Raw genomic sequence first — 15,670 nt, 5'->3', positions numbered from 1 at the left:
GGCAGGAGAATCGTCGTGCTGCCGGCTCATGTCGCGCCCGCGCAACCCGCCCGGGCGGCAGGACAGGCCCTTGGAGGGCGGGAGACCCGCCGACTCGGAAGGGACGGACACCGTGACACGACCGACGATTCTCGTGGTGGGTGCCGGATTCGCAGGAGTGGAGTGCGTACGCAGACTGGAGCGTGAACTGTCCGCCGCCGAGGCGGAGATCCTGCTGGTCACACCGTTCTCCTACCAGCTCTACCTGCCTCTGCTGCCCCAGGTGGCGGCCGGTGTGCTCACGCCCCAGTCGGTCGCCCTGTCCCTGCGGCGCAGCCGCAGGCACCGAACGCGGATCATCCCGGGCGGAGCGATCGGCGTGGACCCCGCGGCCAAGGTGTGCGTCGTGCGGAAGATCACGGGCGAGACGGTGGCCCAGAGGTACGACCGGCTCGTCCTGGCACCCGGCAGCGTCACCCGGACCTTCGACATCCCCGGCCTCCTCGAGCACGCGCGCGGTATGAAGACGCTGGCCGAGGCCGCCTACATCCGCGACCACGTCATCGCGCAGCTGGACCTGGCCGACGCGAGTGAGGACGAGGCCGAGCGGACCTCCCGGCTCCAGTTCGTTGTGGTCGGCGGCGGATACGCCGGCACCGAGACGGCCGCCTACCTGCAACGCCTCACCCACCACGCCGTGCGGCGGTACCCGTGCCTCGACCCCCGGCAGATCAAGTGGCACCTCGTCGACATCGCGCCCAAACTGATGCCCGAACTCGGCGACCGCCTCGGCCTCGTCGCCCTGGACATCCTGCGCAAACGCGGGATCGAGGTGTCGCTCGGAGTGTCGGTCGCCGAGGCCGGGCCCGAGAAGGTGACCCTCACCGACGGCCGCGTCCTGCCGAGCCGCACGCTCATCTGGACGGCCGGTGTCGCGGCGAGCCCGCTGGTCGGCACGTTCGACGCGGAGACGGTCCGCGGGCGTCTGGTCGTGACCCCCGAGATGACCGTCCCGGGCGCCGACGGCGTGTTCGCCCTCGGCGACGCCGCCGCGGTGCCGGACCTGGCCAAGGGCGACGGAGCCGTCTGCCCGCCCACCGCCCAGCACGCCCTGCGCCAGGGACGCAAGGCCGCGCGCAATGTCATCGCCTCGCTGCGCGGGCAGCAGTTGCAGCCGTACGCGCACAAGGACCTGGGGCTGGTGGTCGACCTGGGCGGCAAGGACGCCGTCTCCAAGCCCCTCGGCATCGAACTGCGCGGACTGCCCGCACAGGCCGTGGCACGCGGCTACCACTGGACCGCGCTGCGGACGAACGTCGCCAAGATCCGCGTCATGACCAACTGGATGCTCAACGCCGTCGCGGGCCACGACTTCGTGCGGACCGGTTTCCAGGCGCAGAAGGCCGGCACGCTGCGGGACTTCGAGTACACCGACGCCTACCTGACGCCGGAGCAGATCCGCGAACACTCGGCCGCGCTGCGTGCCCGCACCTGATCCCGGCTCCGCCCCGCCTGCCTCACCGACGGTGTGCGGGGCCGGTGGGGCCCCCGGCCCGAGCGAGTCGGATTGGGCCGTGTCCTCCAGGGGGTACGGGCAGTTGAAGGGGGCATGAAGAAGCGCAGCATTCTCGCCGTCATGTCCTTCGCCACCGGCGCCGTGATCGCCGCCGTCAGCCCGCCGCCCGCCGCCCAGGCGGACGCGCTGGACGGGGCGCTGAGCGCCCCCGACGCTCTCCGCACCACCGACGCCCTCGTCGCCGACGCCGAAGGCGACGCCCGGGCGGTGCTGGACGGCGCGGCCGACCAGGTCTGAGACCGCCCGGGAAGCCCTCGTACACGTCGGACGCCCGTCTTCCTCGCGAGGAAGACGGGCGTCCGACGTGTACGAGATTCGTCAGCGCTCCGACGGACCGTCCGCCGCGGCGTCGGCCGCCACGCGCTTGAGGGTGCGGCCCGTACGGGCGGACCTCGCCCGGCGCGGCTCGGTCGCGTGGTGCGCGGACGCGTGCCTGTCGTTCTTCTTCACCAGCAGCCAGGTCTCCCGCTGCCCGTCCCCGCCGGGCCGTGTCCGGGTCAGCGCGTACCCGCCGCGGAGCTTGCCGCCGTGCAGGCAGAACGAGGCGTGCCCGTCGCGCAGGGCGTCCGCGAAGGGGATCTCGCGCCCCGGCCGGTCGGTGCTCAGGCTGTGGTACGTGCCCTCGTCCCAGATGATCACGGTGCCGCCGCCGTACTCGCCCTCCACGATCACCCCCTCGAAGTCCGCGTACTCCAGCGGATGGTCCTCCGTCGGCATCGCCAGGCGCTTGTCGTGCGGATCGGCGGACGGCCCCTTCGGCACGGCCCAGCTCTTGAGAACGCCCTCCACCTCGAGCCGGAAGTCGAAGTGCATGGCGGTGGCGTCGTGGATCTGCACCACGAACGCGGGCTCGGGCCGGTCACCGCGCCCGGTGCTGCCCTCGGGCTCCGCCGTTCTGCGAAAGTCGCGTTTGCGTTGGTACTCCGCCAGGGCGTCCGTCGAGGCCATGGGGACCTCCTCCGCGTCCGGCTGCGTCTCCGCCCCCGGAGTACCCGGCAGCCGCCGCCGTAAGCGTCCACCGGGTCCGGCACCGCCGGACGGGTCACCCGCGCGGCCGACTCAGCCGAGCCGGCGCGCGGTGAGCAGCAGGTACTCCCAGTCCATGGCCGTCGGCGCGGTCTCGTCCGTGTCGCTCGCCCGACGCGCCAGAGCCGCGAGCTCCCGGTCGAGCGCTTCGACGCGCTCGGGGTCCTCGGCGATGTTCCGGTACGTGGCGATGGTGGGGCCGTAGTTCGCCTTGAAGTAGTCGCGGAACGCCTCAGGCGACTCGAAGCGGTCCACCCGTACGGTCTGCCGCCGGGCGTCCACATCGGTCACCCGGTCGGCGAAGAGCGCCCTGACGTGCTGCTCCTGGCCCCACAGCGGCGGCGGCCGGGCACCGGGCGGAGGCGGTGGCATGTACGGCTTCATCGTCGCGAACATGCGCCCGACAAAGCCTTCGGGCGTCCAGCTGATCAGGCCGATCGTGCCGCCCGGCCGGCACACCCGCAGCAGTTCGTCGGCCGCCGCCTGGTGATGCGGGGCGAACATGACCCCGACGCAGGACATCACGACGTCGAACTCGCCGTCCCCGAACGGCAGCGCCTCCGCGTCCGCCTCGCGCCACTCCAGCTCCGCTCCCTGCTTCTCCGCGGCCTGCCGTCCGGCGTCCAGCAGCTCCGGGGTGAGGTCGGACGCCACGACGTCGGCACCGGCGAGCGCCGCGGGGATCGCGGCATTGCCCGTACCGGCCGCGACGTCGAGTACGCGCTGCCCGGCGCTCACCCCGCAGGCCCGCACGAGGAGGGGCCCCAGGTCGGGGATGAGCTCGGACGCCACGGCCGCGTAGTCGCCCAGTGCCCACATCTTGCGGTGCTTGGTCTTCAGGGCGCGGTCGGCTCCGGCCGCCCCGCTCGCGTCGCTCATGACGGATCTCCTCGCAAGCCTCCTGCGCGTCCGCTCGGGACGGCCGGGTCCGGCGCGGGGCACTCCGGCGGGCCGGTCGGGGGCGACGGCACGCCCCGGTCTGCCGGAGGGCCCTGGTCACCTGCTTTCCATCATCCGCCGATCCTCCAGGCCGCGCCGCCCGGCCGCCGACCCATGCGACGCGCCTCTCGGGCCATGGGGGAGTTCCGGACGCGACCGGCGAGTCGCGCCCCGCTCCGTGCCCGCCGGCCGCTCGGCCCCGTTCCGCGCCGTGTCCCGCGGTGCAGTGCGTACCCGCGGTACCCGCGCCACTGGCCCGGCACGGCCCCGACACGCTGCCCGCCGTGTGCGATGAGCGTGTTGACCGGCGTCATGGGGTCCGAGCCCACCGACCTGGCCAGCAGCATTCCGGCCACCAGGGGCACCAGGACACCGGCCAGTGCGGTCCCGGTCGCGGTGACGTGCCGCAGACGAAGTCGGGAGGAGACGTCAGAAGTCATGGGCACCATTCGACCAGCGGTGCGAGCGGCGGTGATCGGACGAGATACCCAGAGGACGGTGCCTCTCCTACTCATTCCGGCCCCGGCGACCCGGCCTGGGAGCTGGGCACGCGGAGCGCCCGGCGTGTCGGTCTGCCGTTCGTCCCGTCGGTCGCCACAAACCGGCCGCGCCGCGCGGCGGCCGGTTTGCCGGAAATATAATGAGTGTGGGCTGTACGAGCCCAGCTGAGCCGGGGCCACCGCGTGGCAAGGAAGTGGCCGGCCAGTCGGCCTTCGGACGTTCCTCGGAGAGGTCCATGACCCGGCGTCGTCCCTCGCAATCGGCGACCGCCGATGATCTCCTGACGACCCTGGGGCGGCTGACCGACCGGGTGCGGCAGGGCGCCGAGCGCCAGCGCGCCCGCGTCGAGCTCGCCGAGGCCCTCCAGCGTTCCATGCTGCCCACCGGCCTTCCCGACCTGCTCGGACTGAGCGTCGCGGCCGAGTACGCGCCGGCGCGCAACGGCCTCGACATCGGTGGCGACTGGTACGACGGCTTCGTCCTGCCGGACGGCTCGCTGGGCTTCTCGATCGGCGACGTCCAGGGCCACGACGTCGAGGCCGCCGCCTTCATGGGGCAGGTACGCCTGGGGCTGCGCGCCGTCGCCACCGCCACCACCGACCCCGGCGAGGTCCTGGGCCGGGCCAACGAACTGCTGCTCTCCGTGGACCACGGCCTCTTCGCGACCTGCAGCTTCCTGCGCTTCGACCCCGCCACCGGCGAGCTGCAGAGCGCCCGGGCCGGCCACGTGCCCGCCGTCTGGGCGACGGTCGGCGGGCAGGGCGGGCTTGCGGAGGACGACGCCGGCGTGCCGCTGGGCATCCTGCCCGGCGAGGTCTATCCCGTCACGCGGCGCCGGCTGTCCAGCGGCGGGGCCTTCGTCCTGCTCACCGACGGGGTCGTCGAGGGGCCGTCGTACCCGATCGAGGCGGGACTCGACGCCGTGGCCCGCCTGGTCCGCTCCGCGGTCGCGACCGGCGTCGAGGCGTCCGAGCTGGCGCAGCGGGTGATGGGCGTCGCGGCGCTGACGGACCACACGGACGACGCCGCCGTCCTGGTGCTCGTCCACAGCCCGGAGGAGAGCCGCACGCCGCGTCCGTGACCTGTGCACGGCCGGGGGTCCTGGTGCAGGCAGGGCGTGTCAGGGCGGCGCGGGGGCGGGGAACGTTGTCTGATGACACACGTGCCCCGTAGCGAAGACCTCCGACGCCCGGCCGCAGCACTGCTGCGGATGCTCGCCGTCGCCGCCGCCTACTGGGGCGGCGGGCAGATCGGCCTCCTCCAGCAGGTGGTGGTCGAGGGCGCTGTCGTGACGCCGCTGTGGCCGCCCACCGGAATCGCCCTGAGCTGTCTGCTCTGGATGGGCGTCGGCGTGTGGCCGGGCATCGCCGTCGGAGTGCTGGCCACCATCGCCACGATCGGCACCATCGACGTCACCACGACCGGCGTGGTGGCGGGGAACACCCTCGCACCGGTCGCCGCGTACCTGATGCTCCAGAGGGTCCACTTCCGCACGGAGCTCGATCGCTTGCGGGACGGGCTCGCGCTGGTGTTCCTCGGGGCGGGCGGCATGCTGATCAGCGCGACCTTCGGTGTGGCGGCGGTGGTGTGGAGCGGGTCGCTGCCGCTCGGCGAGTTCTGGCCGGTGTGGTCGGCGTGGTGGGCGGGCGACGCGATGGGCGTCCTGGTGATCACGCCGCTCCTGCTGGTACTGCGCCGTGCCCGGTTGCCCCGCGACACGCGGCCGTACTGGTGGACCGAGGCAACGGCCCTGTGCCTGACGGCTGTCGTCGTGGCCGTGACCATCACCCGTACCGAACTGTCCCTGCTGTTCCTGGCCTTCCCGGTGCTGATCTGGGCGGCGCTGCGGTTCCAGCTGCCCGGATCGGCTCCGTGCGCCGTGCTGATCTCGGTGCTGGCGATCTCGGCCGCGACGGCGGGGGCCGGGCCGTTCGCGGCCCGCACACTGATGGAGGGCATGGTGGTGCTCCAGGCACTCAACGGCTGCGCCGCGCTGACGTCCCTGCTGCTCGCCGCCGTCGTCACCGAGCAGATCGGCATCCGGCGCAGGATCGAACAGGCGTGCACGACCCTGGCGGAGGTGGTGGACCAGCTGGCCCCCGGCGAGACGACGCATCTGTGGCCCTTGATCGACGGCCGCAAGCGCACGGATTCGACGTCCCGGGACGAATAACGACGCGTCGGGCCCCCGCGGGGTGCGTCCGCGCCGGGGGTGCGGCCCGCTTGACCACGGGGCCGGCGCCGGCCTGCAGGGGCACGCCCGTGCGGGGCCGGCGCCCGGTCGTCAAGGGGATGTCCGGCTCGACGACTCTCCGGACACGCCCTGGTGCAGCAGGAACTTCTCGGCCGCCCGGGCTCCCTCGTCACTGCCGGCGGGCCGGTGGTGGTCGAGCGCCGACCGCTGCCGCTCGACCGAAGGGGTAGGACGTCGACCACGTGATGGCCCGGGGGCATCGTCCCAGCACGTTCCGAACCTCTGTTCACCATCGCGGCGAGCCGCCATCATGGCGGGGTCATGCCAAGTACGGCCGGGAGCGGAGAGCCGTGAACAAAACCTTCTTCTGGCCTGCCATGGCCGCGCTCGTGCTGGCCCTGTCCCCGGCCGGGCCGCCGAGCGGGTCTGCGCCGTCGCCGCCCGGCGGGGGAGCGAGCGCGGTGACGACGGCCTCGCCCGGGAAGGGACCGACCGCAGCGCCCGCCGCCGACTGGACGCCCCCGCTCAGCACCCGCGGCCGGTACATCGTCGACGCCCACGGCAACCGGTTCAAACTCAAGTCCGGCAACTGGCACGGCGCTTCCGGCACATGGACCGGATCCGGCAGCCCGGACGACCCCGCGAACCACCACGCGGGGGAAATGTCCGGGCGCGTGCCGCTCGGCCTGGACCGCGCGCCCCTGGGCGAGATCGTCGCCGGCTTCCGTGAACTCGGGCTCAACAGCGTCCGTCTGCCCTTCTCCAACGAGATGGTGCACGACACGCACCCCGTCAGCGACGCCGCCGTCGCGGCCAATCCACAACTGCGCGGCAGGACACCCCTGGAGGTCTACGACGCCGCCGTCGCAGCCCTCACCGGGGCCGAGTTCGCGGTGATCCTCAACAACCACACCAACACCACCCGCTGGTGCTGCGGCCTGGACGGGAACGAGCGGTGGAACGCGAGCCAGAGCGACCGGGCCTGGGAGGACGACTGGCTCTTCATGGCGAAGCGCTACCGGCACAACCCGCGCGTCGTCGGCGCCGACCTCTACAACGAGGTGCGCCGCTCACTGTGGGACGACCCCAACTGGGGCCTCGGGGACGCGCACGACTGGTTCACGGCCTCCCAGCGGCTCGGCGACCGCATCCTCCAAGAGGCCGATCCCGACCTCCTCGTGATCGTCGAGGGCATCAACTGGACCGGTGTCCCCGTCGACGGCCTCCCGCACGGGCGGCCCACCCTGGAGCCCGTGCAGCGGCTCTCGCACACACTCGTCACCTCGGGCAAACTCGTGTACTCCGCCCACTTCTACGACTACACCGGCCCTCACCACAGCGGCGCGACCGGGACGGGCGAGACCTCCGACCCCCGCTACCGGGACCTGACGCCCGCCGCGCTCGAGGACGTCCTGTACCGGCAGGCGTTCTACGTCACGGCCGGGAAGGACCAGCACTTCACCGCACCCGTGTGGATCAGCGAGTTCGGGATCGGCGGGAGGGACGAGCACGGGGTGAAGCAGCGCGCGTGGTTCGAGAACTTCGTCGACCAGCTGATCAGGACCGACGCCGACTTCGCCTACTGGCCGCTGGTCGGCTGGCACGAGGACAAGAAGGGCAACGGCTGGGCGCTCCTCCACTGGGACAGCGCCGGCCGGCGGATCGGGGTCCACGACGGCGACGACTGGCGGGCCGGCGCGTGGTCCCGCCTGACCGCGGCCGACGGCAGGACCGGCCAGGTGCCCGCCGCGGACCGGTGGTCGATGCTCAGCCCCGACCACGGCGATTTCGTGCAGTCCGCGCGGATGCGGGCCGCGGGGGACTGGGACGCCGGCGCACGCAAGGCGGCCTGCCCCGACGGGCAGCGCCTCGCCGGACTGAGCCACACCGGAAACCGTGGCCTGTGCGCCGACACCGCGGCCCGCGACCTCTGGCCGTCGGACCGCGCCCACGAGGTGGTGCGCGACGAGCGGCACGTCACGGCCGGCCGTGACTGGGCGAGGGGCTACACCAAACTCCAGTGCGCGTCCGGCCACTTCCTGATCGGGTACAGCGTCCGCGGTGCCGCCGTCTCCGCCGCCCTGTGCGCTCCGGCCCGGACGCCGCTGGGCACGGCGGACCGGACGGTCTGGTTCGACCGCCACGACAACCGGCCGCCGGCGGGCCCGGGCGGCGACTTCGCCCACGGCCACTACAAGGGCCAGTGCGCCGAGGACGAGTACGCCGCGGGTATCGCGTTCACCCGCCGCGCAGGGTCCGCGGGCTGGCCGGACGCCCTGCTCTGCCGACCCCTGCGCTGACGCGCGAGGCGGCCCCGGCGGCGAGCCCAGAGCCCGCGGCGTCCCGCAGCGCTGCCGCCGCCGCCGGGTCTGCGCGGCCGGGCCGTACAGCTGCCGCCTCGGGCACCGTGAGGCACGGGGACCACCCGCCCGTGGTCGGCACGCTGCTGCGTGGCCGGATGCTGAGGCACGCGCGCATGGCGGCCCGCAAGCGCCCGCAAGGCTGTGTCGGCGAAAGCGCGCGCGGCGCTGTGACGCCGGGGCGCCGCGCCAACGTCCGGCAGCATGCCGCCGTATCCGCCGCCGGAGCCGGACGGGCCGAAGCTTCCGCCGGGAGGTGGCGGTGCCGCGTGGCGGCCGAGCCCGTCGCGCGGCCGACCGGGGTCGGCATCGCGCCGCCGTCGGTTGGCGGCCGGCAACCTGCGCCGCGGCGCCGCGCGCCCCCGTGGTCGGCAAACCTGCGCAGCTCCGGGGAAGCCGTCGGTCCGTTCCTTTGCCTGGCAAGGGAGTGTGCCGGCCCGGGTGGCGGGAGCGGCGAAGACCGGCCCCGCCCGAACGGCCCCGCTCAGCCGATGTCGAGGCGGGCCGCGGCGCGCAGCAGGCCGGGGGAGAGCCGGCCGATCAGGCGGGCCGCCTTGGCCTCGAAGGTCACGGGCACGACCGCACGGTCGCCGGACACGGCGCGCAGGATCTCGTCCGCCACCTTCTCCGGTGGGAAGTTCCGCTTGGCGTACAGGCCGGAGAACCGCTTCTGCCGTGCGGCCTCCTGCGCGGCGTCGAGCCCGGAGAAGGTCGTCGTCCGCGTGATGTTGGTGTTGACGATGCCGGGACAGATCACGGAGACGCCCACGCCGAAGCCGGCCATCTCGGCACGCAGACAATCGGAGAGCATGAAGACCGCGGCCTTGCTGGTGGCGTAGGCGGCCAGCAGCTTGGACGGGAGGTAGGCGGCCGCCGACGCGAGGTTGACGATGTGTCCGCCCTCACCGCGTTCGGCCATGAGGCTGCCGAAGGCGCGGCAGCCGTGGATGACACCCCACAGGTTGACGTCGAGGACGCGCCGCCACTCCTGCTCCGTCGTCTCCAGGAAGGTGCCCGAGTGGCCGATGCCCGCGTTGTTCACGACGATGTCCGGCGCGCGGAACTCCGCCGTGACGTCGGCGGCGAACGTGTCGACCGCCGTGCCGTCCGCGACGTCGACCCGCCAGGCGCGGGCCGAGGCGCCGAGCAGGCGGGCCAGCTCGGCGGTGCGCTCGGCGGCCTCCAGGTCGAGGTCGCACAGCGCGACATCGGCGCCCTGCTCGGCGAAGGCCAGGGCGGTGGCCCGGCCGATCCCGCTGCCGGCCCCGGTGACGACGGCCAGCCGGCCGGTGAACGGCTTGCGGCCCTTCGGCGACCGGCGGGCCGCGGGTGCGGTCCGCTCCTCGGGACGTGCGACGAACTCCTCGACCATGCGGGCCACAGTTGTTCCCTTCTCCAGCAGTGCGGACCAGTGGGTGGCGGGCACGGTGCGCCGCCACAGGTGGGGGACCCAGCGTTCGAGGCCCTCGGCGAGTGCCGGACTGACGTAGTGGTCCCGGGTGAGGCCGATGAGCTGCACCGGAACGGTGGTGGGCCGTGCCCTCGGGCGCAGCAGCCGGGGGAGCATGTTGGCCCGGTAGAGATCGATGCCGCGCACCGCGTCGGCGGCGAGCGTGGGCTGCGGGTGGCCGGGCCGCGGGGTCACGGCCTCGGCCAGACGCAGCACCGTGCCCCAGCGGTCGGCCAGCCCGAGCCGCCAGGCGGCGGGCGCGAGGACGGGCAGGTGGAAGGCGGCGATGTACCAGGAGTGGGCCAACTGCCCGAGAAGCTGGGCTACATGACGTGGCGTGGGCCGCGTCAGGCGGTGGCGGATCCAGTGGCCGACGTGGTCGAGACACGGGCCGGAGATCGAGGTGTACGAGGCGATACGGCCGGCCGCGTCGGGGTGGGTGACGGCCTCCCACGACTGGATGGAGCCCCAGTCGTGGGCGACCACGTGGACCGGGCGGCCGGGGCTGACGGCCTCGGCCACGGCGAACAGGTCGCCCGCGAGCAGCTCCAGGCGGTAGTCGCGCCGGCGGGCTGGGCGGCCGGAGTCGCCCGCGCCGCGCACGTCGTACCGCACGACGTGGTGTGCGGTGGCGAGGGCGGCGGCGACGTCGTCCCAGACGCGGTGCGTGTCGGGATAGCCGTGCACCAGCAGCACGGTGGGGCGGGCGGGGTCGCCCTGTTCGTACACGGCGAGTGGGACGTCGCCGGAGCGCACGGTGCGGCGGCGGGGTTCCTCCGGGGCGCCGAGCGCGTCTGCGGCCGCCATCAGGCCGCGCCCTGCTGCCAGCGGCGGACGTGGGGCAGGTCGTCGTCGAGCCAGTAGGCGTCGTCCTCGGTGACCACGAGCAGTTCCTCGAACTTCAGACCCACGTCCCGGAATCCGATGTGCGGTTCGACGGCCCACAGCCCCGGCGTCGGGGCGTGGCGCGACGAGCGGCCGTCGGCCCACAGCGGGGACCGGCCGTGCAGGCGCTCGCTGATCAGCTCGCGGCCCAGGGTCTGCAGCGTGCGCACGCCGAAGCCGAAGACGGTGACGCCGGCAGGCCCGCGGGCCTTCGTCCGGGTGACCTGGTGCCCGATGACCCGGCCCGGGTAGACCTTGTGCCGGTTGTCGTAGCCGTGCCTGGCGATCAGCGCGTCCACGGCCGCGTACACCTCGTCGAGCGGCTTGCGCAGCCGCACCTCCCGCACGATCAGTTCGCGGTACTCGCGCAGGTCCTGGGCCATCCGGTCCCAGACCGGATTGTCGCCGATCTTGCCCGCGTAGCCGATGTCGGCCGTGTAGCCGTCGACGACGGGAGCGCAGTCCAGGACGTAGGACATGCCCTCTTCGAGCCGGCGGCCGCTGGCGAAGAACTGCAGCGGTGTGCGGAAGTGCCGGAACGCGGTGCGGTCGCCGAACCAGGCGAAGGGCACATGGAAGAAGTCCTGGACACCTTCGGCCACGAGTTCGCGGCGCAGCCGCGCGGTGGCCTGGCGTTCGGTGACGCCGGGCGCCAGCCAGTCGCCGACCCGCTGCGCGCAGGCGTAGGCGAGCTGCTGGAGTTCGCGGAAGCGGTCGAGGTCGTGGCCGTCGAAGGGGAACGACGGCATGCGGGAGGAGCGTGTCGTGCGGTGTGTCGCGGAGGTGCTCATGGTCTCGCCTTCGTGATGTCGGGGGAGAAGGGACTGCGCGTCCCAGAAGGGAGGGGGCGGGGCTACAGGTCCAGTTCGAGGCGGGAGCCCTCGGGCGCCCGGGAGACGCACACCCGGATCCGGCCGCCGGCCCTTTCCCGCTCGGTGAGCCTGCCGTCCCGGTGGTCGGCCGTGCCGGCGGTGACCTGCTGGGTGCACACGCCGCAGAACCCCTGGCGGCAGGAGTACGGGGTCGCCGGGTCCCGCTCCAGCAGCACGTCGAGGACCGACCGGTCGGCGGGCACGGGCAGTACCTCACCGCTGCGCCGCAGCCTCAGCTCGAACGGCCGGCCGTTGCGGACCGGCGCGGCGGCGAACCGTTCGAAGTGCAGGGCGGACGCGCCGCTGCCGTCGAAGGCAGCGCGTACGGAATCCAGCATGGGGCCGGGACCGCAGCAGTAGACGGCGGCTCCGGCGCGGGCGCGGCCGAGGAGGCTCGCGCCGTCGGGCACGCCGTGCTCGTCGTCGGGCAGGATCTCCACCCGGTCGCCCCCGAGCGCGGCGAGTTCGCCGAGTTCCGCGGCGAACGGCAGCGAGGCGCGCGAGCGGCCGGTGTGGACCAGATGCCAGTCGAGGCCGAGCCGGGCCGCCTCGCGGGCCATCGGCAGGATCGGCGTGATGCCGATGCCGCCCGCGAGGAACAGCACGGCCGGGTCGGCGGCGAAGGGGAACGCGTTGCGCGGCCCCTTGACCGTGACGCGCGAGCCCACCGGCAGGGCGTCGTGCACCTCGACGGATCCGCCGCCTCCGCCGGCGATGCGGCGGACCGCGATCCGGTACGCGTACCGGTCGTCCGCCGCACCGCACAGGGAGTACTGCCGTACGCGGCCGGACGGCAGGCACAGGTCGAGATGAGCACCGGCCTGCCAGCGGGGCAGCGGGGAGCCGTCCGGTGCGGTGAGCCGCAGCGAGACGACGTCGTCGGCCTCGCTCTCACGGGCGGCGACGACGAGGTCGAGGGAGGTGGCGGCGGGCCGGGGCGGACGCCGTCCGTAGCGGTCGGCCTTCGAGACGACGGGAAGGTAGACGTCGGAGAACGCGGCGAGGAAACGCATGAGGCGGTCGCTGCGGTCTCTTCCGTACAGGTCGGGTGGCACGGGGGTGCGGTGGCGGCTCATCGGGGGTTCCTTGTCTGGCGTACGGCGGATCGGGTGCCTACGGCGCGCGTTGGACCGGGCCCGCGGTCGCGGCGCGGGCCGGGCGGTGTGCGCGTCCGATCAGTGCGCGGCGGCGCGGGCAGCGGGAGAGGTGCCGAGGTAGGCGACCGCCTGCCGGGTGGAACCCTCCTGCGAGGGGTGGTAGCGGGGGCTGAAGTAGCGGGAGGCGGAGCGCGTCAGCCTGCCGAGCCGTGGCAGCAGCCCGCGCCGGGCGGCCTCCCGGTAGGCGCGCCAGGTGGGCCGGGTGCCCGGCGGGAGAGTCGGATCGGCGGCCATCAGGAACCGGGCCCCGCGGATCCACAGGTGCAGGAGTACCGGGCCGCCGACGGCCAGGGTGCGGATGCGCCGCAGGTATCCGGGGTCCAGATGGCGCAGCAGGTCGTAGGCCACGCTGCGGTGCTCGACCTCCTCGGCGCCGTGCCAGCGGAGCAGGTCGAGCATCGTCGGGTCGGCACCGGCGCGGTCCAGCCCCTCCGCATTGAGCACCCAGTCACCGAGGAACGCGGTGAAGTGCTCGACGGCCGCGATGATCGCGACGCGCTCGATCACCTGCTCCCGCCGCCGCACCTCGGAAAGACCCGGACGCGAGCCGAGGACGCGCCCGAAGACGAACTCGGCCTGCTCGACGTAGGGGCGGGGGTCGAGGCCCTGTGCCAGGAAGTGGTCAAGGACGCCCTGGTGCGCCTCGGCGTGCATCGCCTCCTGCCCGACGAAGCCGAGGACCTCCTCGCGCAGCTTCTCGTCGGTGATCAGGGGCAGGGCCTCCTGGAAGGTGCGTACGAACCAGCGCTCCCCCTCCGGCAGGAGCAGGTGGAGGACGTTGATCACGTGGGTGGCCATCGGCCGGCCGGGAATCCAGTGCAGCGGCAGGCTCGCCCAGTCGAAGCTGACGTCCCGTGGCTGAAGGACCAGATCGTCGTGCTCTTCCGTGGTGCTCATGCGGGCACACTCCTCCGACGCGTTGAGGGGGATGGGCAGACCCGGAAAAGGGGCGGCGTCCCGGCCGGGCCTTATTGAGGGTTACTCAACGGTAGGAGTTATTGACTTCTTGTCAATAGGATGGGCGCATGACTCGGCACAGCTCTTCCGCCCGCGCGTCCCGGATGCCTCCGACCGACCGGCGCACACAGATCCTGGCCGCGGCCCGCCGCGTCCTCGAAGTCCGCACCATCGACGAGATCTCCGTCGAAGCCGTCGCCGCCGAGGCCGGCGTCTCACCGGGGCTGCTGTTCCACTACTTCGGATCGCAGCGCAGCTTCCGGCAGGTGATCCTGCAGGCCGCGGCCGAGGAGCTGCTGGGGCACGTCCGGCCCGATCCGGCGCTCAGCCCGGCCGAGCAACTGCGCTCCGGCATGGAGACCTTTGTCGACTACGTGTCCCGGCACCCGACCGTCTATCAGGCCGTCACCCGGCTGAATGCGGGCAGCGGGATGCGCACCCTGCACCGCTCCGCCCGGTCCACGCTCGCGGGATGGATCTCGGACGCCCTGCGTGCCGCGGGCGCGCCGGACACCGCCGCCGTCGCGCTCGCCGTCGCGGGCTGGCTGGCGTACATGGAGGAAGTCGTCCTGGCGTGGCTGGACGAGCCGTCGACGGACCGGACGGCCCTGATCGAGCTGTGTGAACGCAGCTTCTACGCGCTGGTCGGGGCGGCCGTCGACGACGACGCCCGGTGGGAGCGCATCCTCGCCGGGATCGGTGACCGGCCGTCTCCCTAACGGCCCCTGCTCGCGCACCACGGCCCCGCCGGCCGGTGGCCGACGAGGCGGTGGGCGTTCGGGACGGTGCTGCGTACCAGGTGGTGCTGCCTGTGGCGCGGCGTTGCAACCGAAACGGTCACCAATAGTGGCGACGGCCGCCGACTGCGTGTCCGACCGCGCCGAGCAGCCAGAGGATCGCTCCGACCGCGACCAGAATGATGCCGATGGTCCACAGAATGCCGATGTTTGCCACAGCGCCGACGATCAGAAGTATCAGCCCGAGGATGATCATTGTTTCCTCCGTTGTCGGAGCGGCCCTATGCCGTACGGTTTTCCACTCTCCGCGGACGCAAACGGGCGACCCGGGGCCACGCCCTACGGCTGCGGTGCGGGGCCTGGCGCAGGGGCCGGCAGGAGCGTGCGGAAGTGCGCGACGCATGCCTCGAGGGCGAGTTCGAAGGCGGCGTCCGCGCGCCGGGGCGACAGCGCGGCCAGCGCGCTCGCGAGCCGGGGCGTGGCCGCCTCGTCGGTGAGCTCCCACATCGCCTGCGGCGCCGCCATGTCGAGGGCCGAGCCCAGGACCAGGTTCTCCAGGGCGATGATCACGTTCATCACCTCGTCGAGCGGGAATCCGGCGCCGAGCAGCAGGCCGACGGCCCGCTCGTACTGCTCCAGGACCTTCGGGGCGCGGACCGGTGAGGTCATCAGCAGCGGGATCACCCGCGGATGGGCGGCGAAGGCGGCACGGTAGGAGCGGGCCCACATCGTCATGGCGGTGTCCCACGGGCGCAGACCGAGGGTCTCCGAGTCGATCGCCGCGCACACCCGCTCCCGCATCAGCTCGACGATCCCGTCCCGGCCGTCCACATGGTGATACACCGAGGCGGTCTGCACGCCCAGTCGCCGGGCGACCTGCGGGACGCTGAACTCGCCTTGCTCGTCGATGAGTTGCAGAGCGGTCGTGGCGATGCGCGTCCTGTCCAGCAACGGTGTCCGCGGCCGTCCCATGTGTGCTGCTCCCCGTCGACGTCTTCCCGGATGTTCAGGCGGAAGCTACATTGCCACAACCGCAA

Annotated in this window: 14 protein-coding genes; 6 read left to right on the top strand and 8 right to left on the bottom strand. The window is 73.2% G+C overall.

Annotation, left to right across the window (positions count from 1 at the left end):
* The first annotated feature begins 112 nt into the window (after positions 1-112).
* Positions 113-1,474: an NAD(P)/FAD-dependent oxidoreductase gene (locus ACLB9X_RS09495; RefSeq protein ID WP_410359815.1), complete on the top strand. Its 1,362-nt coding sequence runs from the start codon at positions 113-115 to the stop codon at positions 1,472-1,474.
* Positions 1,475-1,588: 114 nt separating this feature from the next.
* On the top strand, positions 1,589-1,792 hold the full coding sequence (locus ACLB9X_RS09490; protein ID WP_410359814.1) for a hypothetical protein: 204 nt from the start codon (positions 1,589-1,591) through the stop codon (positions 1,790-1,792).
* A gap of 81 nt (positions 1,793-1,873) precedes the next feature.
* Here the strand turns inward: ACLB9X_RS09490 and ACLB9X_RS09485 are convergent, their stop codons facing one another.
* The gene (locus tag ACLB9X_RS09485) at positions 1,874-2,503 is read right to left on the bottom strand and encodes a DNA polymerase ligase N-terminal domain-containing protein (RefSeq protein WP_410359813.1); all 630 of its coding nucleotides are present in this window, start codon (positions 2,501-2,503) and stop codon (positions 1,874-1,876) included.
* Between the two features lie 111 nt (positions 2,504-2,614).
* Positions 2,615-3,460: a class I SAM-dependent methyltransferase gene (locus ACLB9X_RS09480; RefSeq protein ID WP_410359812.1), complete on the bottom strand. Its 846-nt coding sequence runs from the start codon at positions 3,458-3,460 to the stop codon at positions 2,615-2,617.
* Positions 3,461-4,256: 796 nt separating this feature from the next.
* Here ACLB9X_RS09480 and ACLB9X_RS09475 point away from each other — a divergent pair.
* From ACLB9X_RS09475 to ACLB9X_RS09465, 3 genes are all read left to right on the top strand, one after another.
* Positions 4,257-5,102, top strand: a complete 846-nt coding sequence (locus ACLB9X_RS09475) for a PP2C family protein-serine/threonine phosphatase (protein WP_410359811.1) — start codon at positions 4,257-4,259, stop codon at positions 5,100-5,102.
* 81 nt (positions 5,103-5,183) lie between these two features.
* Entirely contained in the window at positions 5,184-6,194 is a 1,011-nt protein-coding gene (locus tag ACLB9X_RS09470; RefSeq protein WP_410359810.1) for an MASE1 domain-containing protein, read from the top strand.
* 398 nt (positions 6,195-6,592) lie between these two features.
* Positions 6,593-8,515, top strand: a complete 1,923-nt coding sequence (locus tag ACLB9X_RS09465; RefSeq protein ID WP_410360083.1) for a glycoside hydrolase family 5 protein — start codon at positions 6,593-6,595, stop codon at positions 8,513-8,515.
* 544 nt (positions 8,516-9,059) lie between these two features.
* On the opposite strand, the gene ACLB9X_RS09460 is transcribed toward ACLB9X_RS09465, so the two are convergent.
* The 4 genes from ACLB9X_RS09460 to ACLB9X_RS09445 form a co-directional block, all read right to left on the bottom strand.
* Positions 9,060-10,832, bottom strand: coding sequence for an SDR family oxidoreductase (locus tag ACLB9X_RS09460; RefSeq protein ID WP_410359809.1), 1,773 nt, complete (start codon positions 10,830-10,832; stop codon positions 9,060-9,062).
* Entirely contained in the window at positions 10,832-11,701 is an 870-nt protein-coding gene (locus tag ACLB9X_RS09455) for a M24 family metallopeptidase (RefSeq protein WP_410359808.1), read from the bottom strand. The genes ACLB9X_RS09460 and ACLB9X_RS09455 overlap by 1 nt, the downstream gene beginning before the upstream one ends.
* 62 nt (positions 11,702-11,763) lie before the next feature.
* Positions 11,764-12,858, bottom strand: coding sequence for a PDR/VanB family oxidoreductase (locus ACLB9X_RS09450; protein WP_410359807.1), 1,095 nt, complete (start codon positions 12,856-12,858; stop codon positions 11,764-11,766).
* Positions 12,859-12,957: 99 nt separating this feature from the next.
* Positions 12,958-13,836 (bottom strand): metal-dependent hydrolase, encoded by an 879-nt coding sequence (locus ACLB9X_RS09445; protein ID WP_410359806.1) that lies wholly within the window; start codon positions 13,834-13,836, stop codon positions 12,958-12,960.
* A gap of 128 nt (positions 13,837-13,964) precedes the next feature.
* Between ACLB9X_RS09445 and ACLB9X_RS09440 the strand changes: the two genes are divergently transcribed.
* Complete coding sequence (locus ACLB9X_RS09440; RefSeq protein WP_410359805.1) at positions 13,965-14,615, top strand: TetR/AcrR family transcriptional regulator; 651 nt, start codon at positions 13,965-13,967, stop codon at positions 14,613-14,615.
* A 118-nt stretch (positions 14,616-14,733) separates the two neighbouring features.
* On the opposite strand, the gene ACLB9X_RS09435 is transcribed toward ACLB9X_RS09440, so the two are convergent.
* Entirely contained in the window at positions 14,734-14,889 is a 156-nt protein-coding gene (locus tag ACLB9X_RS09435) for a DUF6131 family protein (RefSeq protein WP_177151518.1), read from the bottom strand.
* Positions 14,890-14,972: 83 nt separating this feature from the next.
* A complete protein-coding gene (locus ACLB9X_RS09430; protein ID WP_410359804.1) occupies positions 14,973-15,605 on the bottom strand; it encodes a TetR/AcrR family transcriptional regulator in 633 nt (210 codons plus the stop codon).
* Positions 15,606-15,670: the final 65 nt, after the last annotated feature.

It is taken from the genome of Streptomyces sp. 5K101 (assembly GCF_046506645.1).
GTDB lineage: Bacteria > Actinomycetota > Actinomycetes > Streptomycetales > Streptomycetaceae > Streptomyces.
Note: the sequence above shows the minus strand (reverse complement) of the source record. Positions and strands in the feature narration are given on the sequence as shown.